This is a genomic window from Curtobacterium sp. MCPF17_002, assembly GCF_003234115.2.
Taxonomy (GTDB): Bacteria; Actinomycetota; Actinomycetes; order Actinomycetales; family Microbacteriaceae; genus Curtobacterium.
Genome location: NZ_CP126251.1, coordinates 2,391,962 through 2,413,762, shown reverse-complemented (window position 1 = coordinate 2,413,762; position 21,801 = coordinate 2,391,962). Strand labels below are relative to the sequence as shown.

Here is a 21,801-nt window from a genome sequence, read left to right as displayed (position 1 = left end):
GTGTGGACGCGACGCACGACGCCTGGGCCGGACCGACCGTGGGGGACCTCGGCGAACTCGTCGTCCTCGACCGCATCGTGCGGCGGCTGCCGTCCGGGTCGCCGATCCTCGGGCCGGGAGACGACTGCGCCGTCGTCGCCGCTCCCGACGGCCGCGTCGTCGTGACGACCGACATGATGGTGCACGGCCCGGACTTCCGGTGGGCGTGGTCCTCGCCGGAGGACGTCGGCTGGAAGGCGGCGGCGACGAACCTCTCCGACGTCGCGGCGATGGGGGCCGTGCCGACCGGCCTCCTGATCGCGCTGGCGGCGCCGCAGGACACCCCCGTCGCCGTCCTCGAGTCCTTCGCCGACGGCGTCGGGCTGGCCGTGGACGCCCTCGCGCCGGGCTGTGGTGTCGTCGGTGGCGACCTGTCGACATCGGGCACGTTCACCGTCTCCGTGACGGCGTTCGGCGATCTCGAGGGTCGATCGCCCGTGGTCCGCTCGGGAGCCCGCGTCGGGGACGTCCTGGCGGTGTCCGGCGAGCTCGGTCCGGCCGCCCGGGGGCTGTCCCGGCTCTTCCGCGACGGTGTCGACGAGCAGGGCGAACCCTCGCACCGTGCGACCGTCGCCAGTGGTGCCGACGCCGACCCGGACGTGCTGCGGCAACGGCGCCCGGTGCCGCCGATCGCCGACGGGCCCCTCGCGGCCGGGGCGGGTGCGACGGCGATGCTCGACCTGTCCGACGGCCTGGCGATCGACGCCGGACGGCTCGCCCGAGCGAGCCGGGTGACCCTCGAGCTCGACGAGTCAGCGCCGCTCGACGAGGTCGCACTGCACGGCGGTGAGGACCACGGACTCCTCGCGACGTTCCCGGCCGAGGCCGCGCTTCCGGGAGGCTTCCGCCGCATCGGCACCGTGCGCGCCCGGGCCGACGTCGACCTCGTGCGGGGTGGCGTTCCCGTGCCGACGACCGGCTGGGACCCCTACGCCGACTGGGACGGCGCCGCCGGCTGACGCGTCGCCCGCCGCGCGGTGCGGTGCTGCGCGTGGCGGTGGCGGGCGCCGTGCGCGGACGCCGTGTGTGCCCGATGCGTGGGCATGGTGCGACGTCCCACTCGTCGATCAACAGGTGCTTCGTCGGAACATGCACACGTAAGGGATGCGTGCGCATCGTGCGACGCCCCACGCGTCGATCGACCGGCGCTTTGACGCAACATGCGTGTGCATCTTTCGACACAGAAGACGCAGAGAACGCAGAGAACGCAGAGAACGCAGAGGACACAGAAGGCACAGCGGACGCGCCGACGAGGAGCGGCGGAACAGCCCGCCGCGGCAGGCAGACCGCGTCAGTCGGGGACGACGGCCTCCCACGCCACGGTCTCGCCGTAGCTCCGCTTGCTGAACGGCTCGAGCCCGGCCGGCCACGAGGGCTCCGGGGAACGCTTGCTCCGCTCGATGACCACCACGGCGTCCTTCGTCAGCTTCGGCGCGAGGGCCTCGAGCACCTCGGCCAGCTCGTGCTCGGTCACGTCGTACGGCGGGTCGATGAACACCAGGTCGAACGTGCGGACGGTCCCGCGCAGGTACCCGAGGACCGGCTGCGGCTGCACGTCGATCCGCACGCCCGGCACCCGCTGCTGCACGGCGCGCGCGTTCGCCCGGCAGGCCTGCGCCGCTGCCGACGCCCGGTCGACGAGCACGACCTCGACCGCCCCGCGCGATGCCGCCTCGAGCCCGAGGGCGCCCGTCCCCGCGTACAGGTCCGCGACGGACGTGTCGTCGATGAGCCCACGCGCCTCGAGCGACGAGAACAGCGCCTCGCGCACCCGGTCGCTCGTCGGCCGCGTGCCCGACTTCGGCACGCGGAGCGTCGTGGAGCCGGCGGCGCCGGCGATGATGCGGGTCATGGAGCCACCGTAGCGGGCCGCGGGCCACCTCCAGGAGTTGTCCACAGGCCGCCTGGAGGCGCGTGGTGCGTCGGCCCCGCCGGGTACCGTTGACGTGTGGTCACGACCGGAACGACAACCGAGCCGGCGGTGCCGGACCTCGGTCCTGCGCCGCTCGACGCGCGGCTGGCGAACGTCCTCGGCGGCCGCACGGCGACCGCCGTCGAGAAGGCGTTCGGGTACCGCACGGTGGGTGAGTTCCTCGAGCACGCACCCCGGCGCTACGCGGAGCGCGGCGCGCTGACCGCCCTCGACTCGCTCGCGATCGGCGAGTCGGTGACGATCGTGGCCGAGGTCGTCGACGTCCGCGAGCGCACGATGCGCGCCCGCCGGGGGTCGATCCTCGAAGCGAAGATCGGCGACGGCAAGGGCCTCTTGACCCTCACGTTCTTCAACCAGGGGTGGCGGACGAAGGACCTCGTGCCCGGCGCGCGGGGGATCTTCGCCGGCAAGGTCAGCGACTACCGCGGTGCCCGGCAGCTGGCGCACCCCGACTACGAGCTCTTCGACCGCGACGACCCACGGGCGACCGCCGACCCCGAGGACGAAGAGGCGATCCGCTGGTCCCGGCAGCCGATCCCGATCTACCCGGCGACGGCGTCGCTCTCCTCGTGGCAGATCGCGAAGTCGATGGCGGTCATCCTCGACACGCTCCCCGACCTGCCCGACCCGATCCCCGCGCGGGCCCGCACGCGCCTCGACCTCGTGCCGTTCCGACGCGCCCTCGATCTCCTGCACCGCCCGGAGAAGGTCGCCGACTTCAAGCGCGCCCAGGACGCCCTCCGTTACCGCGAGGCGTTCGTGCTGCAGACGGCCCTGGTGCAGCGACGCATCGCCGCACGCGCCACGGCGGCGACGCCCCGATCTCCGTCGCCCGGCGGCATCCTCGAACGCTTCGACGCGACCCTGCCGTTCACCCTCACCGACGACCAGCAGTCGGTCGGTGCGGAGATCGCACACGACCTGGCCGGCGACTGGCCGATGCACCGGCTCGTGCAGGGTGAGGTCGGCTCCGGCAAGACCCTCGTGGCGATCCGGGCGATGCTCACGGTCGCCGAGTCCGGCGGGCAGTCCGCCCTGATCGCCCCGACCGAGGTGCTCGCGGCGCAGCACCTGCGGTCGATCGTGAAGTTCCTCGGACCGGACCTCGCGGCCGAACTCCGACCGGTGATCCTCACGGGGTCGCAGTCGACCGACGAACGGCGCCGGGCACTGCTCGCGGCGGCGTCGGGCAGTTCACGGCTGGTCGTCGGGACGCACGCCCTGCTCGGCGACCGGGTCGACTTCGCCGAACTCGGGCTCGTGGTGGTCGACGAGCAGCACCGCTTCGGCGTCGAGCAGCGTGAGGCGCTCCGCACCAAGGGCGCGACCCCGCCGCACGTGCTCGTCCTCACGGCCACGCCGATCCCGCGCACGGTCGCGATGACGGTCTTCGGCGACCTCGACGTCTCCACGATCACCGGGCTGCCCTCGGGCCGGGCCGGTGTCGAGACCTTCACGGTGGGGCTCGCCGAGCACCCCGGGTGGGAGTCCCGCATCTGGACCCGCATGGCCGAGGAACTCGCCACCGGCCGCCAGGCGTTCGTGGTGTGTCCAGCGATCGACGACGCCCACGCCGAGGACGACGGCGAGCCCGAGCCGGAGACCGAGGACGACGCTCCGAAGCGCTTGCCCGCCACGGTGCTCGCGACGGCGGAGCGGATGCGGGCGATGCCGGTGCTCGACGGGCGCAGCATCGCGGTGCTCCACGGCCGCATGACGGCGGACGAGAAGGACCGCGTCATGACCTCCTTCGCCGCCGGCACCATCGACGTCCTGGTGGCGACGACGGTGATCGAGGTCGGCGTCGACGTGCCGAACGCCTCGATGATGGCGGTGCTCGACGCCGACCGGTTCGGGGTCTCGCAGCTGCACCAGCTCCGTGGTCGCATCGGTCGTGGGCAGTACGCCGGCGTGTGCCTCCTCGTGACGTCGGCGGAGCTCGAGACGACCTCGCGTGAACGGGTGGACGCGGTGTCGGCCTCGGACGACGGCTTCGAGCTCGCCCGGGTCGACCTCGAGCTCCGGCGCGAGGGCGACGTCCTCGGCGAGCGGCAGTCCGGCGGCCGGTCGTCGCTCAACCTGCTGCGGGTCGTGGAGCACGCCGACCTCATCGTCGATGCGCGGGAAGAAGCGGAGCACGTCCTCGAGCCGGACCCGCAGCTCGAGGGGCACCCGGCGCTGCGCGAGGCCCTGGCGCGGCGACTCGACGAGTCCGACGCCGCCTTCCTCGGCAAGAACTGACCCGACCAGGGCGGACCGGTATCGTCGCAGGCATGGCGCAGATCGCGGTGGTCCCCGGTTCGTTCGATCCCGTGACCCTCGGGCACCTCGACGTGATCGGACGCGCGGCCCAGCTGTTCGACGAGGTCCACGTGCTCGTCGTGCACAACCCGGACAAGAAGCCGGCGATGTTCGACGCGGTCGACCGGGTCCGTCTCATCGAGGAGTCCCTCGTGGAGACCGGCGTGTCCGACAACGTCCGGGTGGGGGAGTGGACCTCGGGGCTGCTCGTGGACTACTGCCGACAGGTGGGAGCCACGGTCCTGGTGAAGGGCGTCCGCTCCGGTGAGGACGTCGCGTACGAGACGCCGATGGCGATCATGAACCGGCACCTCGCCGACGTCGAGACGGTGTTCCTGCTGCCGGAGGCGTCGCGCGCGCACGTGTCGAGCTCGCTCATCCGGCAGGTCGCGTCCCTCGGTGGCGACGTGACCCCCTACGTGCCCGAGGTGGTCGCGGCCGCGCTCCACGAGCACACCGGCCGCTGAGCGCCGTTCCGTCGGGACACGCCTGCCCCCGCCTCGACTCACGGGCCTTCGGGATGTAGGCTTGTCGATCGTGTCTTCCCACGTGAACAGCCCCTACGCCCTGCGCGTGCGCGACCTCGCGCACCGGCCGGGCGAGATGCGCGAGCACTCGCTCGACATCGAGGTGCCGGAAGCGATGGGAGCCGGCGTCATCGCCGTCCGCGTGGGCGACGAGATGCACATCGACCTCCGGCTCGAGGGCCTGCACGAAGGCGTCCTCGTCTCCGGCCACGCGTCGGCCGAGGCGTTCGGCGAGTGCTCGCGCTGCCTCATCGAGATCAGCGAACCCGTCGAAGTCGATTTCGCCGAGCTCTTCGCGTATGATGCCTCGGAGGAATTCGACTACTTCGTTCACGATGACCTCGTGGATTGTGAACAGGTCGTTCGAGAAGCGGTGGTGCTGGCGCTGCCGTTCCAGCCGGTCTGCCGACCGGACTGTCCAGGCCTCGACCCGGTGACGGGCGAGCGACTGGCCGACATCGGCGAGCACCGCGCTCACGAGGTCCTGGATCCCCGTTGGGCCGCCCTGAGCGGACTGACCGTCGCCGACGAGACCAGCACGACCACGCCCCAGACCACCGAGGGTCAGGAGCGGTCCGAAGCCGACCAGGCCGACTGACCGCCGTCCCTCGCCACTGACCACCGACCAACCGAAAGAGAACCACCATGGCCGTTCCCAAGCGCAAGCAGTCCCGTGCCAACACGCACGCCCGTCGTTCGCAGTGGAAGGCCGCGCCGGTCCAGCTCGTGAAGACGATCGAGGGTGGCAAGGTCACCTACAGCCTCCCGCACCGCGCCAAGGTCGTCGAGGACTCCGCCGGCACGCCCCTGTACATGGAGTACAAGGGCCGCAAGGTCGCCGACGTCTGATCGGACCGAACGCATGACAGCGACGTCCGGCGCCACGGGGTCCCGCCCCGTGGGGCCGGACGTCGTTCGTCTGCGTGACATCCTCGGGGCCGACATCGACCTCGAACTGCTCCAGCTCGCCCTGACGCACCGCTCGTACGCGTACGAGCACGGTGGCATCGGGCACAACGAACGCCTCGAGTTCCTCGGGGACTCCATCCTCGGCCAGGCCGTGACCGTGAAGCTCTACCGGTCCTTCCCCGAGCTCGACGAGGGTGACCTCGCCAAGCGGCGGGCGAGCCTGGTGTCGACGGTCGCGCTGGCCGAGATCGCCCGGATGATCGGGCTCGGCGCGTACGTCCGGCTCGGCAAGGGCGAGGAACAGACCGGCGGCCGTGACAAGTCCTCGATCCTCGCGGACACCGTCGAGGCAGTGATCGGTGCGGCGTACCTGTCGGCCGGTCCGGACCCCGCGACCGCGCTCGTCCTCCGGCTCGTCGAGCCGCTGCTGATCGACCCGGACCGCTTCGGTGCCGCGATGGACCCGAAGACGAGCCTGCAGGAGCTGGCCTCCAGCCTGTCCCTCGGCAACCCGTCGTACCGCGTGACCGAGGCCGGTCCGGACCACGACAAGACGTTCCACGCGACCGTGGTGCTGCAGGGCGAGGACATCTCGACCGGCTCCGGGTCGAGCAAGAAGACCGCCGAGATGGCCGCCGCGCTCGACGCGTGGACGCGGCTCTCCGGTCGGGCGGCCTGACCGCGTGCCCGAACTCCCCGAGGTCGAGGTCGTCCGCGCCGGCCTCGAACCCGCCGTCAGCGCCGCGCGGGTCCTGCACGTCGACGTGGTCGACGAGCGCGCGCTGACCCGGCACGACGGTCCGGCCGAGGACTTCGCCGACCGCCTGACCGGACGCACGATCGCCGCGGCGGTCCGTCGTGGCAAGTTCCTCTGGATGCCCCTCGAACCCCGGTCCGACGGCGACCAGCCCGAGGCCCTCGTCGCGCACCTCGGCATGAGCGGGCAGATCCTGCTGGGTCGGGGCCGCGACGCCGCGAAGCACCGCCGCATCCTGCTCGACGTCCAGCCCGCTGGCTCGGACCGCGACGGGGCGGCCGAGCCCCCGGTCGAGCTGGAGTTCGTCGACCAGCGGACGTTCGGTTCGATGGCGATCGACCCGATGGTGCCGACGATCGACGGCGCTCCGGCCGGCTTCGGCGGGCAGGTCGACGAGACCGATCCGGACGCGGTGTGGCGTCGGAGCATCCCGAAGCAGGTGTCGCACATCGCCCGCGACCCGCTCGACCCGGCGTTCGACGACGACCGGTTCATCGCGATGACGCGGAAGCGGTCGAGCGGCATCAAGCGTGTCCTGCTCGACCAGGGCGTGGTGAGCGGCATCGGGAACATCTACGCCGACGAGTCGCTCTGGGCCGCGAAGCTCCACCACGACCGACCGGCGGATCGCCTCACCCGAGCCGACCTCCGCGGGCTCCTCCACGAGGTCCGGAGCGTCCTCGGCCGTGCACTCGAGGACGGCGGGACGAGCTTCGACGCCCAGTACGTCAACGTGAACGGGCAGTCCGGGTACTTCTCGCAGCGGCTCAACGTGTACGGGCAGCAGGGGAAGCCGTGCCCGCGGTGCGGTGCGGCGATCGTGCGCGAGGCCTTCATGAACCGGTCCAGCCACCGTTGCCCCGTGTGCCAACCCGCTCCACGGCCGCGCAGGCGTTAGCCTGACGCCCAGCAGCACCACAGCGCCGCACGAGCGAGCACACCCGGAGACCGCATGTACTTGAAGAGCCTGACCATCAAGGGGTTCAAGTCCTTCGCGCAGCCGACGACCTTCGCGTTCGAGCCGGGCGTGACCTGCATCGTCGGACCGAACGGTTCGGGCAAGTCCAACGTCGTCGACGCCCTCGCCTGGGTGATGGGGGAGCAGGGCGCGAAGACCCTGCGCGGCGGCAAGATGGAGGACGTCATCTTCGCCGGCACGTCGACGCGCGGGCCGCTCGGCCGCGCGCAGGTGCTCCTCACCATCGACAACACCGACGGCCTGCTGCCGATCGAGTACTCCGAGGTGACGATCGCCCGCACGCTGTTCCGGAACGGCGGCAGCGAGTACGCGATCAACGGCGAGAACTGCCGACTCCTCGACGTGCAGGAGCTGCTGAGTGACACCGGGCTCGGCCGTGAGATGCACGTCATCGTCGGTCAGGGTCAGCTCGACAAGGTCCTGCACGCGACGCCGGAGGACCGCCGCGGCTTCATCGAAGAGGCAGCGGGCATCCTCAAGCACCGGCGCCGCAAGGAGAAGACGCTCCGCAAGCTCGAGGCGATGCAGACGAACCTCACGCGCCTGTCCGACCTGGCCGGGGAGATCCGTCGGCAGCTGAAGCCGCTCGGGCGGCAGGCGGAGGTCGCCCGGAAGGCGCAGTCCGTGGCCGCCGTCGCCCGTGACGCGAAGGCCCGCATCCTGGCGGACGACGTTGTCCGTCTGCGCCGTGAGCTGCACGAGCACCAGGAGGTCGAGGCCGGCCGCAAGTCCGAGCGCATCGTCCTGCAGGAGCGCCTCGACCAGACGCGCACGCGGCAGCAGCACGTCGAGCAGAGCATGGTCGGCGACGACGTCGACCGTGCCCGCACGGTCGTGCACCGGTTGGAGAGCGTGCAGGAGCGGCTCCGTGGCCTGTCGAGCCTGGCGAACCAGCGCCTCATGTTCCTGGCGCAGCAGGCCGACGCCCCGCAGCAGGGCCCCACGATCACCCCGGAGCGGGTGCAGGGCGTCCGCGACGAAGCCGACCGGCTCGAGGCCCGTGCGACGGCCATGACGGGCGGGATGGCGAGTGCCGCCCGCGTCGTGCAGGACGCCCGCGCGGCGCTCGACAGCCTCGACGAGCACATCGCCGCGCAGGCCGCCCTCGTCTCGCAGCACGACCTCGAGGCCCAGCGGCTCGCGTCCGCGGTGGACGTCGCCCGCTCGAAGCGCGGCTCCGCGGTGGCCGACCGGGAACGCCGCGAGCGTGCCCTGGCCGAGGCGAGGGAGCGCGCCGGGCGTGCTGCCGCGGCCCTCGCCGAACTCGGTACCGATCCGTCCGATGGCGTCGACGAAGCGGCGCTCACCGCCGCGCTCGAGTCCGCTCGGGAGCAGCAGGAGGCCGCGCAGACCGCCCGCGACGAACACCGCGACCGCCTGCACGTCCTCGAACGCGAGCGTGACGCCCTCGACGCGCGGGTGGCGGCGCTCGGCATGTCCATCGACGTCCGCGACGGCTCGCAGGCCCTCATCGACGCCGGTCGCGCCGGCATCGCCGGCCGGCTGGCCGACGCCCTCACGGTCGTGCCCGGCTTCGAGGGCGCGATCGCGATCGCCCTCGACGGGCTCGCGGACGCCGTCCTCGCCGACGACCGGTCGGTCGCGCTCGACGCGGTCGCGCACGCCCGCACCGAGGACATCGGCCGCATCGACGTCGTCGTGGCCGACGCCTCCGGTCCGCTGACCCACCTGCCCGAGCGGCTGCCCGCCGGCGTCCGCCGCGCACTCGACCTGGTCCAGGGGCCGCCGGCGATCGCCGCCATCCTGCGCGACACGCTGGTCGCCGAGACCGAGGACGTCGACCTGGAGGCAGTGCTCACCGCCGCCCCGCAGGCCACGGTGGTGACGCGGTCCGGTGACCTCGTCCGGGCCGTCCGCGTGACCGGTGGCGGAGCGCGCGCGACCTCGCGCATCGAGCTCGTCGCGGAACGCGACGACGCCGCGACGCGACGGGACGCGATCGCGAGCGACGCCGAGGACGCGGCCACGGGCCTCCAGGCCGCTCGCACCGCCGTCGAGGACGCACGCCGCCGGGCGGACGAGGCCGACGCGGCGTCGCGCGCGTACGCGAGGGCGAAGGCGGACTACGACCGGACGAGCGCCTCGACGCGTGCGAAGGCGGAGAACGCCGCCGCCGAGGTCGATCGGCTCCGCGCCGCCCTCGCCGAGACGGACGGCGCCGTCCCGGCGGCCGACGCCGCGTTGGCCGAGGCCGAGGACGCCCACCGCGCGTTCACCGAGCGTCCGCGTCCCGTCGTGGACGCGTCCGAGCGGCAGGGGCTGCAGGACGCACTCGATGCGGCACGTGCGGCGGAGATCGAGCAGCGCATCCAGGTCGAGACCGTGCGGGAGCGGGTGCGCTCCGAGCGGCACCGCGCCGTCCAGCTGGAACGGCAGCTCGAGGCCGAGCGCGCCGCAGCCGAAGAGGCGGCACGGCTCGCGGTCATCCGGCGCGGCCAGATCGCCGTGGCGGAGCGTGTCCTGGCGGACCTCCCCGGCCTGCTCGCGGCCGTCGACCGCTCCCTCGCCGAGGCACGGGTGCAGCTCGCGACCGAGGAGTCCGAGCGGTCCAAGCGCAACACCGAGCTGCAGACGATCCGGAACGAGGAACGCGAGCTCCGGGAGCGGCTGCAGACCATCACCGACGGCGTGCACTCGCTCGAGATGGAGATCTACGAGAAGAAGCTGCACGTGTCGGGCGTGCTCGACCGGGCGCAGAGCGAGCTCGGGCTCGGCGAGGCCGTCCTGGTGGCGGAGTACGGGCCGGACGTGCCGGTGCCCGTCGACGTCCTGGTCGACCCCCGGGTGCTGGCCCGGAAGCACCGCGAGGCCGAGCGTGCCCGCGCGGCGGCGGAGTCGGCTGCGGCGGGCGACACCGTGCCGGAGGACGGCGAGTCACCCGAGCCCGGCGCGGCGCCCGGCGCCGACGTAACCGGCGCCGACGCCCCCGATCCCGACGCACCCGACCTGTTCGACGCCGAGTCGACGCTCCCCGGTGGTCCCGCCCTGCCCGAGTTCGACGCCACCGACGAGGTCGACCCCGCCGACGTCGAGACGGTGCCGTACGTCCGCGCCGAGCAGGAGCGCCGGCTCAAGGCGGCCGAACGCGACCTCGGTCAGCTCGGCAAGGTCAACCCGCTGGCCCTCGAGGAGTTCCAGGCGCTCGAGCAGCGGCACGCGTTCCTCGCCGAGCAGCTCGAGGACCTGCAGAAGACCCGCACCGACCTCATGACCATCATCGACGAGCTCGACGGCAAGATGCAGTCGATCTTCGACTCCGCCTTCTCGGACACGAAGGAGGCGTTCGACGTCATCTTCCCGATCCTCTTCCCGGGTGGCTCGGGATCGATCACGCTGACGAACCCCGACGACCTGCTGCGCACCGGCATCGAGGTGCAGGTGAAGCCGGCCGGGAAGAAGATCGACCGCCTGACCCTGCTGTCCGGCGGGGAGCGGTCGCTGGCCGCGGTGGCGCTGCTCGTCGCGATCTTCACCGCCCGGCCGTCGCCGTTCTACATCATGGACGAGGTCGAGGCGGCGCTCGACGACGCGAACCTGGGGCGCCTGCTCACGGTGTTCGAGCGGCTCCGGGCGTCGTCGCAGCTCATCGTCATCACGCACCAGAAGCGCACGATGGAGATCGCCGACGCCCTGTACGGCGTCTCGATGCGGCAGGACGGCGTCTCCGCCGTCGTCGGACAGCGCGTGCAGAAACGCGAGCCGGAGCCGGCCGAGGCCGTCGCGTAGTCGACCGGACCACGGACGGACGGGAGGCGCGGTGCCAGCTGGCACCGCGCCTCCCGTCCGTCCTTGGTCCGGCAGGTCGGTGCGACTACTTCGCGTCGGCCTCGACCGTGCGCTGCGAACCGGTCGGCGTCAGGCCCCGTTCCTGTCGCCGCTTCGAGACCACCAGCGACGCGACCGTCGCGACGGCGATCGTCAGCATGATGAAGCCGAGCGAGAACCAGATCGGGATCTCGGGCGCCCAGTCGATGTGCTCACCGCCGTTGATGAACGGCAGCTCGTTGACGTGCATGGCGTGGAAGACGAGCTTCACGCCGATGAAGCCGAGGATGACGGCGAGCCCCTGGCCGAGGTAGATGAGGCGTTCGAGCAGCCCCGCGATGAGGAAGTACAGCTGCCGCAGGCCGAGCAGGGAGAACGCGTTCGCGGTGAACACGATGAAGGCGTCCTGGGTGAGCCCGAAGATCGCCGGGATCGAGTCGAGCGCGAAGAGCACGTCGGTGAGACCGATCGCGACCATGACGAGCAGCATCGGCGTGAAGAGACGCTTGCCGTCGACCTTCGTCGTGAGGCGGTCGCCGTCGTAGTCCTTCGACGTCGGGATGACCCGGCGCAGGAGTCGGATGAGCCGGGAGTCGCCTTCTTCTGCGTTGTGCTCGTTGCCACCGCGGGCCTGGGACCACGCGAGCCAGAACAGCAGTGCGCCGAACAGGTAGAAGACCCACGAGTAGTTCTCGATGATCGTCACGCCGAGGGCGATGAACACCCCGCGGGCCACGAGGGCGATCGCGACGCCGACGAGCAGGACCTTCTGCTGGAACTCCTTCGGCACCGCGAAGCTCGACATGATGATGAGGAAGACGAACAGGTTGTCGACCGACAGGGCCTTCTCGGTCAGCCACCCGGCGAAGTACTCACCGCCGGCCTGGCCACCGCCGAAGACCCAGATGCCGATGCCGAACACGATCGCCAGGGCGATGTAGACGGCGGACCAGAACGCGGACTCGCGGATGTGGGGAACGTGCGGGGTGCGCACGTGCGAGAAGAAGTCGAACACCAGCAGCGCGAGGATGCCGGCGATGGTGATCAACCAGACGAGGAGTGGGACGTCCAACGGATTCCTTCAGGTGAGGGCGCAACCCGGATGGTGGGTACGCCGAGGCCTGAAGGTCTCTTCCGTCGGTGGGCTGCGGTTCGCGTTGCACTGCTGAACTGCTGCTCGTCCGACCGGCGCCCCGGGGCCGGATCGTTCCGGACCGTACTGACGGAGACACCGAGGAGGAATACTCCCCTTCGTGGTCACGAGCATACCGGGCACAGCGGACATGCGCCGCGCTCTAAGCTGGGAGCATGGCGAGTTCCTGGTCACTGTCCTCCCGGTTGCGCGGGCTGTTCCAGCGCAAGACGATCGACGAGACGACGTGGGACGACCTCGAGACGGCGCTCATCGGTGCGGATTTCGGCCCGGACATCGCGGACGAGGTCATCGAGGACCTCCACGCCCGCGTCGACCGGTACGGCACGACCGACCCCGCTGACCTGCAGCGCATGCTCCGCGAGGTGCTCGAGGAACGGCTCTCCCGGCTCGACACCACGCTGAAGCTCAGCGCCCGCCCGGCCGTCGTGCTGGTCGTCGGGGTCAACGGCGTCGGGAAGACCACCACGATCGGCAAGTTCGCGAAGTTCCTCAAGACGTACGACCGCACCGTGGTCGTCGGCGCGGCGGACACGTTCCGCGCGGCCGCCGTCGAGCAGGTCGCCACCTGGGCCGAGCGTGCCGGTGTCGAGGTCGTCCGGCCGTCGCAGCCCGGCCAGGACCCGGCGTCCGTGGCGTACCAGACGGTCGAGAAGGCCATCCACGACGGCACCGAGATCGTCGTCATCGACACCGCCGGCCGCCTGCACACCAAGGCCGGGCTGATGGACGAGCTGTCGAAGATCAAGCGCGTCGTCGAGAAGCAGACCGAGATCAGCGAGGTCCTGCTCGTCCTCGACGCCACCACCGGGCAGAACGGGCTCGCGCAGGCGCAGGCCTTCATCGAGGGCGCCGGGGTCACCGGTCTCGTCATCACGAAGCTCGACGGCTCCGCGAAGGCCGGGTTCGTGCTCAGCGTGCAGGAGAAGACGGGCATCCCGATCAAGCTCATCGGGCAGGGTGAGGGCATCAACGACCTCACCGGTTTCACGCCGCACGTGTTCGTGCAGAACCTCGTCGGCTGACCGCGTCCCCAGGGAAGCGAACGCGATCCGCGCTGCGGGAGTAGCGTCCCCCTCGGCCCGGGCACCCGTCCGGTCTCGTTCCAGGGATAGGAGACCCTCATGCCCGCACTGCTGATCATCGCGATCATCGTCGGCCTCGTCCTGCTCTTCAGCGGCATCTTCGTCGGTGCGCTGAAGTTCCTGCTCTGGGTGGGCATCGTGCTCATCCTGCTGGCGGTCATCGGCTGGCTCCTCCGGACCATCCGCGGTCGCGCGTAGCGACCAGGCGCCCTGATCCGGGGCTGCAACGAACTGGAGGCGCGGTGCCAGCTGGCACCGCGCCTCCAGTCCGTCGTCAGCCGGCTGCAGACCGCCTGCCGCGCCCCGCGGCGGGGGCCGTTCCGCGCGTAGGGGGCTGTTCCGCTCGTAGGGGGCTATTCCGCTCGTAGGAGGCTGTTCCGCGCGTAGGAAGCCGGGAAATCCTGCTTCCCATGCGCGATTGCGCCTCCCATGTCAGGCGCGATGGGACGGAACGCTTGACCTCAACCGCGGTTGAAGCGATCGGATGGCGGGCAGCCTCCTCTCGCTCAGCGAGGTCGGCATCGCGGTCCCCGACGTCCTCGGTGCCGTCGAGGTGCTCGGCCGGGCCGGGGTCGCTCCCTACGCCAACGCCCCCACGGCGGAGTTCGCCCCGGTCGGCGACGTCCACGGGCTGCTCGTCCTCGTGTCGCCGGGACGGTCCTGGTACCCGACGCTCGACCGCGGACCGTCGAGCGCTCCGGTGGTCGTGGACATCGGCCTCGGCGCCACCCTGGAACTCGCCGACCACGTCCTCCTGCGGTGAACGCCGGGAGCGATCGGGCCGGGATCAGCTCGTGAGCCGGTAGAATCGACGGATCATGGCGCAATTCGGTTCACTCTCCGATCGGCTGACCGAGACCTTCCGCAACCTGCGGAGCAAGGGCCGGCTGACCCCCTCCGACGTCGACGGCACCGTCCGCGAGATCCGGCGGGCGCTCCTCGACGCCGACGTCGCGCTCGAGGTCGTCAAGGCGTTCACCGCAGCCGTCCGCGAGCGTGCCCTCTCCGACGAGGTCAACAAGGCGCTCAACCCGGCGCAGCAGGTCGTCCAGATCGTCAACGAGGAACTCGTCGGCATCCTCGGCGGCCAGCAGCGACGCCTCGAGTTCGCGAAGCGACCGCCGACGGTCATCATGCTCGCTGGTCTGCAGGGTGCCGGCAAGACCACCCTCGCCGGGAAGCTCGGCAAGTGGCTCAAGAAGGACGGCCACACACCGATGCTCGTCGCGGCGGACCTCCAGCGTCCGAACGCCGTGCAGCAGCTGCAGGTCGTCGGCGAGCAGGCCGGCGTGCACGTCTTCGCCCCCGAGCCCGGCAACGGTGTCGGGGACCCGGTCAAGGTCGCCAAGAACGCGATCAAGGCCGCGGTCGACCAGCAGTACGACACCGTCATCGTGGACACCGCCGGCCGGCTCGGCGTCGACGCCGAGCTCATGAAGCAGGCGGCGAACATCCGCAAGGCCGTCGACCCCGACGAGGTCCTGTTCGTCATCGACGCGATGATCGGTCAGGACGCGGTCAACACCGCCCGCGCCTTCCAGGAGGGCGTCGACTTCACCGGCGTCGTCCTGTCGAAGCTCGACGGTGACGCCCGCGGAGGTGCGGCCCTGTCGGTCGCCAGTGTCACCGGCCGTCCGATCATGTTCGCCTCCACGGGTGAAGGCCTCGACGACTTCGAGCCCTTCCACCCGGACCGGATGGCGAGCCGCATCCTCGACCTCGGCGACATCCTCTCCCTCATCGAGCAGGCGCAGGGCGCGTTCGACGAGGAAGAAGCGCGCAAGGTCGCCGAGAAGATCGCGACCGACTCGTTCACGCTGAACGACTTCCTGCAGCAGATGCAGCAGCTCCGCAAAGCCGGCTCGATCAAGGGCATGCTCGGCATGCTCCCGGGTGCCAAGGGCATGCGCGAGGCGCTCGACAACTTCGACGAGCGCGAGATCGTCCGCACCGAGGCGATCATCCAGTCGATGACCCCGCAGGAGCGCGAACTCCCGAAGCTCCTCAACGGCTCCCGCCGGCTCCGCATCGCGCGCGGTGCGGGTTCGACGGTCACCGAGGTGAACGCGCTCGTGAACCGCTTCGAGCAGGCGGCGAAGATGATGAAGACCGTCGCCCGCGGCGGCGTGCCGCAGATGCCGGGCATGGGTCCGATCCCGGGCATGCACGGCGGCAAGAAGCAGCAGCAGGGTGGCGGCAAGAAGAAGTCGAAGGTCGGCAACCCGGCGAAGCGCGCAGCGATCGCGTCCGGCGCGGCGGCTGCTCCGCAGCAGGCGCCGCAGGGCTCCGGCCTCGGCCTCGGCGGCGGTGCGAAGGGTGGCAAGGCGCCCACCGAGGAAGAGCTCGCGTCGCTCCAGAAGTTCCTGGGGCGCTGACGTTCCTGCGTCGCTGACGCGACCGTTCTCCGGACTGGAGGCCCGTGGCGGATCCGCCACGGGCCTCCAGTCCGTTTGTGGGTTGCGTCGTGACGTTCCTGCCCATCGCACGCGCAATAGGAAGCGGATTCGCGCGGAGGAGGTCGGGAAGAACGACCTCCTACGCGCGGAACAGCCTCCTACGCGCGAAACAGCCTCCTACGCGCGGAACAGCCTCCTACGCGCGGAACGACATGCGCCGCGCGCGGGTCAGAGGGAGTCGCTGAGCTCCGCGACCAGGTGCCGGACGACGGCACGCAGGTCGCCGCCGTTCTCCTGCGCGACCTGCAGCTGCCGCTGGTACGACGCGCCGCGCTCGATCATCGTGTCGAGGTGGTGCAGTTCCTCCTGGCAGCCGAGGCGTTCGGCGATCGGGTCGAGCCGCTGCACCAGGTCGTGCACCTCGTCGGTCACGAGCCGCTCGTCGCCGGCGACGTTCGTGATGATCTCGGCCTCCATGCCGTAGCGGGCCGCACGCCACTTGTTCTCACGGATGAACCACGGCTGCATCGTCGGCAGGGTCTCGCCGGCGTCGAGCCGGTCCGAGCACGCCGTGACGAGGCACTGGACGAGCGCGGTGACGGCGCCGACCTCGTGCAGGGTCGAGATGCCGTCCGAGACGCGGTTCTCGAGCGTGCCCCACTTCGGCGACGGCCGGATGTCCCAGCGGAGGTCCGCGACGCCCTCGACGACGCCGGTGTGGGTGAGGTCGGAGACGACCTCCTCGAAGTTCGCCCACGCGCCGAGCTGCGGGGGGAGGCCGCCGGTGGGGAGCTGCTGGAACATGAGGGCCCGGTTCGAGGCGTAGCCCGTGTCGGTCCCGCCCCAGAACGGGCTGGACGCGGTGAAGGCCTGCAGGTGCGGGACGTAGGCGAGCATCGCGTTCATGATCGGGACGGCCTTGTCGCGGTGGTCGATGCCGACGTGCACGTGGACGCCCCAGATGAGCATCTGCCGTCCCCACCAGCGGGTGCGGTCGATGAGCGTCGTGTAGTGCTCGCTGTCCGGGGTGATCTCCTGCTGGTCCCACTGCGCGAACGGATGCGTCCCGGAGCACATGACCTGCGCGTCGAGCGGAGCGGCCGCGTCGATCACCTCGCCGATGGTGCTGGACAGCTCCGCGGTGGCGCCTCGGACGGTGTCGTGCACGCCCGTGACGACCTCGACCGTGTTGGTGAGGAGCTCCTCCGTGACCTTGTCGTGGTCGCCGAGTCGCTCGTGCACGGCCGAGATGACCGCGGGGGCCCGGGGGGTGAGGTCGCCGGTGTCCCGATCGACCAGGGGGAGCTCCCACTCGACGCCGATGGTCGACGGGCGGGACTCGGTGAAGCGGATGTCCATGCTGTACATCCTGCCCGGCTCGTTGTCGGACACGCACAACGATCGCGTGTCCCGATCGTGCGGATCCGATTCCCAGGAGATCCACGGCGGGCGTACCGTGGAACCCGCTAACAGGGAAGAGGTACGCATGCAGTTGGTCGTGCGCGGTACATCCGCACCGCTCGTCGGAGAACTCGACATCCCGGTCTCGAAGTACCACGCGCACCGCGCGCTGGTGCTCGCGTCCCTGGCGAAGGGGACGAGCATCGTCTCCGGGATCAGCGCGACCCGGCAGGTCGAGTGGACCGTGGGGACGCTGCGTGCCCTCGGTGTCGACGTCAAGCGGCGTGGGAACGAGTACCACGTCACCGGGCTCGGGGGCCGCTACGAGGCCACCGACGTGGTGGACCACGGGTCCCGCGGCGCCGACGGGATCCTCAACATGGGGTCCTCCGGGACGACGCTGTACTTCATGACCGGCCTGGCGTCCCTCGCGGACAAGCCGATGACGCTCGCCGGGATGAAGTACTTCCAGCGGCGCCCGATCAAGGCCCTCCTCACCTCGCTCACCCAGATGGGCATCGAGCTCGAGGCGACGAACGACTGCCCGCCCGTGACGGTCCAGCCGAAGCGGCCCCGCGGCGGCGACGTCCAGATCGCCGGCACGCTGTCGCAGTGGATCTCCGGGCTGCTCCTGGTGGCCCCGTTCGCCGAGCAGGAGACCCGCATCCACATCACCGGCGGCCGCCTCAACGAGCAGCCGTACGTCGAGCTGACGGTCCGGATGATGCGGCAGTTCGGCTTGCGCGTCGAGGTGTCCGACGACTGGCTCGAGTACCGGATCCCGGCGAACCAGCAGGCGACGCCGCACGACTACGTCATCCCGCCGGACATCGGTTCGGCCGCGTTCGGCATCGCCGCCGCCGGCATCCGCGAGTCGAACGTGCTGCTCCGCGGCATGACCGCGTTCACGACCGCCGAGACGGACCACCCGGAGAGCGAGTTCCTCGACCTCGCCACCGCCATGGGCGTCCCGATGCGGATCGACGAGGAGACCGGCTTCGTGCGCATCGAGCACGACGGCTCGCCGCTCCGGCCCCTCGACATCGACTGCCAGCCGATCCCGGACCTGCTGCCCGTCCTGTCGACCATGGCGACCTTCGCCGAGGGCACGACCCGGCTCTGGAACGTGGCGCACATCCGCCTCAAGGAGTCCGACCGCGTCGCCGCGATGCTCCAGCTCAACCGGATGGGCGGTCGGGCCGAGCAGGGCGCCGACGAACTCCGTGTGACCGGTGTCCGGCCGGGGGAGCTGCACGGCAGCCCGATGTCCTCGTTCAACGACCACCGGGTGCTGATGTCCCTCGCGGTCGCGGCGTCGAAGGCCGAGGGCACGTCCTCGCTCACCTACCCCCGCGCGTACCGGATCTCGTACCCGACGTTCCTCGAGGCGATGAACGCGGTCGGCCTCGACATGGAGGTCGGCGACGGCCTCGCGGCGCAGGTCGCCCGCGACGACCGGATCGACGCAGCCGAGTCCGAGGCCCCCGAGCGCACCGACCTGGGGGAGTCGCGCGACGCCCCGGAGGCGCCGCAGGAGCGCACCACGGCGGTCCTGCCCGAGCTCACCGGCGTCGACGCCGACCCGCTCGTCCTCAGCGAGAAGGTCCGCACGCTCTCGCAGGAGGACCCGGACGGCCTCGCGGTCATCGAGGTCGGCGGTCCCGAGCCCGTGCACACCACGTGGCGCGAGCTGCAGGACGAGGCCGACAAGGTCTCCGCGCTGCTCCTCGAGCTCGGGGTCCGCACCGGCGAGTCCGTGGCGATGCAGCTGCCGAACTGGCGCGAGTTCGTGTCGATCAGCCTCGGCGCGATCCAGATCGGCGCGGTCGCGACCCCGATCATGCCCGTGTTCGGCCCCCGCGAGACGACGATGACCCTCGCCCGGTCCCGGGCCCGCGTCGTCTTCCTGCCGAACCTGTTCCGGAAGCGCCGTCCGGCGCTCGAGATGCTCGACGTCATCGACGAGGCGAAGGCGCAGCAGCGCCGGCTGTCCGTCGAGCACGTCGTCGTGCTCCGCGCCGAGGCACGCGGCCGGTCGGACAGCCCGACGAACCAGGCACCGCTGCCCGCGGACGCCGCCGAGCGCGTCGCCGCGAGCGACTGGAACTGGCGCTACTTCGACACGGCGCTCGAGTCCGTGCAGGTGGACGTCGACGAGATCCTGTCGCGCGCGCCCGGCCCGGACGACGTCTGCCAGCTGCTCTTCACGTCCGGCACCACCGGGGAGCCGAAGGGCGTGCAGCACCCGCACCGCACCCTCGGCCTCGCCACCGCGATGCACGTCGCCCAGTCCGGGCTGACGAGCGAGGACCGGATCTACATCCCGTCGCCGCTCGCGCACCAGACCGGGTTCCTGTACGGCATGCTGCTGGCGTTCCGCCTCGGTGCTCCGCAGGTGATCCAGCCGGTGTGGGACGGCACCGTCGCCCTCGAGCAGGCGTTCGGCACCGCGGGGGCCACGTTCGTGCAGTGCGCGACGCCGTTCCTGACCGACCTGGTCGACCTGGTCGAGGCGGGCGCCCCGCAGCCGGAGTCGCTCCGGATCTTCGTGCCGACCGGTGCCGCGGTGCCCCGTGCGCTGGCCCAGCGGGCGAGCACCGTCCTCGGCAGCGCGATCCTCGGTGCGTTCGGTACGAGCGAGACCTGCCTCGGCGCGCTGTCCAGCCCGAGTGACGACCCCGCGGAGGCCTACGGGCACGACGGCCGGGCGCTGCCGGGCATCACCATCCGCATCGTCGACGACGAGGGCCACGAGCTGCCGGCGGACACCGAGGGCAACTTCGAGCTGTTCTCGCCGACGATGTTCGACGGCTACCTCGACCGCCCCGACCTGACCGACGACGTCTTCACCGAGGACGGCTGGTACCGCACCGGCGACCTCGCGAAGGTGTCGGACAAGGGCTTCCTGTCGATCACCGGGCGCATCAAGGACGTCATCAACCGCGGCGGTGAGAAGATCCCGGTCGTCGAGATCGAGAACCTGCTCTACCAGCACCCGCTCGTCACCGACGTCGCCATCGTCGCGATGCCGGACCCCCGGCTCGGGGAGCGTGCCTGCGCGTTCGTGGTCCCGGCCGCCGGCGCCGAGCAGCTCGACTTCGCGTCGATGCAGCAGGCGCTCGACAAGGCCGGCGTGAGCAAGTACTACTGGCCGGAACGACTCGAGTACATCGCCGAGCTGCCGCGCAACGCGGTCGGCAAGGTCCAGAAGAACGTCCTGCGCGAGCAGGCAGCCGCGCTCGTCGCGACGAAGGAGAACGAGACACGATGACGATCGTCGACCAGACCACGACGGCCTTCGACGAGGCCGCCTTCCAGCAGCTCAAGGCCGAGGTCACCGAGTGGGTGCGCGGCCGCGGCGAGGAGTGGGCGGACGAGATCGAGCGCACCGGCCAGGTGGCGCCCGAGCTCTTCCAGGAACTCAAGGACAAGGGCTGGCTGTCCCTCGCGGCACCGACGGAGCTCGGCGGACGGGACATCCCGTTCTCGCGCTACCTCGAGGTCATGGAGGTGATCTCCCGCTCGCACGCGTCCATCCGGATGCTCGTGCACGTCATCAACGGCACCTGGCGGGCGATGCAGCCGTACGCGACGCCGGAGCAGATCGAACAGGTCGTCAAGCCGAGCGTCGCGGGTGATCGGCTCGTCGCGTTCACGCTGACCGAGGCCACCGCCGGCACCGGCGCGGACATCCGCACCACGGTCCGCCGTGAGGGCGACACGTACGTCATGAACGGCGAGAAGCACCTCATCACGTTCGGCGTCAAGGCCGACTACTGGCTCATCGCAGCGCGCCTCGAGGGCACCTCCGGCCAGGACGGCACCGTCGCGTTCCTCATGCCGAACTCCGGTCTGCCGGGCGCCGAGGTGATCGACGACTCCGACACGATGGGCATCCGCGGCACCGACCACGCCATCCTCCGCTTCACCGAGACGCCGATCCCCGCCTCCGCCCGCCTGGGCGACGAGGGCCAGGGGCTCGAGGTCGCGCTCGGCGGCTTCCTGCTGCCGAGCCGCGTGTCCGTCGCGATGAGCGCCGTGGGCCTCGCCGAGCGTGCGAACGAGCTCGCCGTCGAGTACGCGAACAAGCGCGAGACGTTCGGCAAGAAGCTCTCCAGCCGGCAGGCGATCCAGTTCTACATCGCCGAGAACTACGCCGACATCGCCGCGGCCCGCGCCCTCGTGCTCGAGGCCGCCCGCGCCTACGAAGAGGACCGCCCGGACGCCGGCACGCTCTCCAGCGCCTCGAAGATGGTCGCCGTCGACATGCTGGCCCGCGTGACCGACAAGGCGCTGCAGGTGCACGGCGGCCAGGGCTACTGGAAGCGCAACGCGATCGAGCGCGTGTACCGCGACGCGCGCGCACAGCGCTTCGAAGAGGGCACCAACGAGATCCAGAAGCTCATCGTCGGCCGCGCCGTCGTGACCGGCCAGGCCGGGTTCTAGGACGCGACCACACACCGGACTGGAGGCCCGTGGCGGGTCCGCCACGGGCCTCCAGTCCGCCTCTGCGCACGTGCAGAGCCCCCGCACAC

The 21,801-nt window shown here is 71.1% G+C and carries 17 protein-coding genes; 14 read left to right on the top strand and 3 right to left on the bottom strand.

Annotation, left to right across the window (positions count from 1 at the left end):
* Positions 1-2 precede the first annotated feature (2 nt).
* On the top strand, positions 3-998 hold the full coding sequence (gene thiL, locus DEJ28_RS11230) for a thiamine-phosphate kinase (protein WP_111115731.1): 996 nt from the start codon (positions 3-5) through the stop codon (positions 996-998).
* Between the two features lie 332 nt (positions 999-1,330).
* On the opposite strand, the gene DEJ28_RS11225 is transcribed toward thiL, so the two are convergent.
* Positions 1,331-1,891, bottom strand: a complete 561-nt coding sequence (locus DEJ28_RS11225; protein WP_111115732.1) for an RsmD family RNA methyltransferase — start codon at positions 1,889-1,891, stop codon at positions 1,331-1,333.
* Positions 1,892-2,020: 129 nt separating this feature from the next.
* Between DEJ28_RS11225 and DEJ28_RS11220 the strand changes: the two genes are divergently transcribed.
* The 7 genes from DEJ28_RS11220 to DEJ28_RS11190 all read left to right on the top strand — a co-directional run bounded on the left by DEJ28_RS11220 (position 2,021) and on the right by DEJ28_RS11190 (position 11,192).
* On the top strand, positions 2,021-4,213 hold the full coding sequence (locus DEJ28_RS11220; protein WP_111115787.1) for an ATP-dependent DNA helicase RecG: 2,193 nt from the start codon (positions 2,021-2,023) through the stop codon (positions 4,211-4,213).
* Positions 4,214-4,245: 32 nt separating this feature from the next.
* Positions 4,246-4,740, top strand: a complete 495-nt coding sequence (coaD, locus tag DEJ28_RS11215) for a pantetheine-phosphate adenylyltransferase (RefSeq protein WP_111115733.1) — start codon at positions 4,246-4,248, stop codon at positions 4,738-4,740.
* A gap of 106 nt (positions 4,741-4,846) precedes the next feature.
* Entirely contained in the window at positions 4,847-5,398 is a 552-nt protein-coding gene (locus DEJ28_RS11210) for a YceD family protein (RefSeq protein ID WP_349774927.1), read from the top strand.
* Positions 5,399-5,445: 47 nt separating this feature from the next.
* Entirely contained in the window at positions 5,446-5,649 is a 204-nt protein-coding gene (gene rpmF, locus DEJ28_RS11205; protein ID WP_071292475.1) for a 50S ribosomal protein L32, read from the top strand.
* A 13-nt stretch (positions 5,650-5,662) separates the two neighbouring features.
* On the top strand, positions 5,663-6,388 hold the full coding sequence (gene rnc / locus DEJ28_RS11200; RefSeq protein ID WP_220034629.1) for a ribonuclease III: 726 nt from the start codon (positions 5,663-5,665) through the stop codon (positions 6,386-6,388).
* Positions 6,389-6,392: 4 nt separating this feature from the next.
* Positions 6,393-7,364 carry a bifunctional DNA-formamidopyrimidine glycosylase/DNA-(apurinic or apyrimidinic site) lyase gene (mutM, locus tag DEJ28_RS11195; protein ID WP_111115735.1) on the top strand — a complete coding sequence of 324 codons (972 nt, stop codon included), beginning with the start codon at positions 6,393-6,395 and terminating at the stop codon, positions 7,362-7,364.
* Between the two features lie 54 nt (positions 7,365-7,418).
* Positions 7,419-11,192 carry an AAA family ATPase gene (locus DEJ28_RS11190; RefSeq protein ID WP_111115736.1) on the top strand — a complete coding sequence of 1,258 codons (3,774 nt, stop codon included), beginning with the start codon at positions 7,419-7,421 and terminating at the stop codon, positions 11,190-11,192.
* An 85-nt stretch (positions 11,193-11,277) separates the two neighbouring features.
* Here the strand turns inward: DEJ28_RS11190 and DEJ28_RS11185 are convergent, their stop codons facing one another.
* Positions 11,278-12,303, bottom strand: a complete 1,026-nt coding sequence (locus tag DEJ28_RS11185; RefSeq protein ID WP_111115737.1) for a TerC family protein — start codon at positions 12,301-12,303, stop codon at positions 11,278-11,280.
* A gap of 236 nt (positions 12,304-12,539) precedes the next feature.
* On the opposite strand from DEJ28_RS11185, the gene ftsY reads away from it, so the two are divergent.
* From ftsY to ffh, 4 genes are all read left to right on the top strand, one after another.
* A complete protein-coding gene (gene ftsY, locus DEJ28_RS11180; RefSeq protein WP_111115738.1) occupies positions 12,540-13,409 on the top strand; it encodes a signal recognition particle-docking protein FtsY in 870 nt (289 codons plus the stop codon).
* Between the two features lie 99 nt (positions 13,410-13,508).
* Entirely contained in the window at positions 13,509-13,667 is a 159-nt protein-coding gene (locus DEJ28_RS11175) for a hypothetical protein (protein ID WP_171907827.1), read from the top strand.
* A gap of 286 nt (positions 13,668-13,953) precedes the next feature.
* Positions 13,954-14,232, top strand: a complete 279-nt coding sequence (locus tag DEJ28_RS11170; protein ID WP_111115739.1) for a hypothetical protein — start codon at positions 13,954-13,956, stop codon at positions 14,230-14,232.
* A 55-nt stretch (positions 14,233-14,287) separates the two neighbouring features.
* Positions 14,288-15,844 (top strand): signal recognition particle protein, encoded by a 1,557-nt coding sequence (gene ffh / locus DEJ28_RS11165; protein WP_111115740.1) that lies wholly within the window; start codon positions 14,288-14,290, stop codon positions 15,842-15,844.
* 249 nt (positions 15,845-16,093) lie between these two features.
* Here the strand turns inward: ffh and DEJ28_RS11160 are convergent, their stop codons facing one another.
* Positions 16,094-17,233, bottom strand: coding sequence for a glutamate--cysteine ligase (locus tag DEJ28_RS11160; protein ID WP_220034631.1), 1,140 nt, complete (start codon positions 17,231-17,233; stop codon positions 16,094-16,096).
* Between the two features lie 118 nt (positions 17,234-17,351).
* On the opposite strand from DEJ28_RS11160, the gene aroA reads away from it, so the two are divergent.
* Both aroA and DEJ28_RS11150 read left to right on the top strand, forming a co-directional pair.
* Complete coding sequence (gene aroA / locus DEJ28_RS11155) at positions 17,352-20,537, top strand: 3-phosphoshikimate 1-carboxyvinyltransferase (protein ID WP_111115741.1); 3,186 nt, start codon at positions 17,352-17,354, stop codon at positions 20,535-20,537.
* A complete protein-coding gene (locus DEJ28_RS11150) occupies positions 20,534-21,712 on the top strand; it encodes an acyl-CoA dehydrogenase family protein (protein WP_111115742.1) in 1,179 nt (392 codons plus the stop codon). The genes aroA and DEJ28_RS11150 overlap by 4 nt, the downstream gene beginning before the upstream one ends.
* Positions 21,713-21,801: the final 89 nt, after the last annotated feature.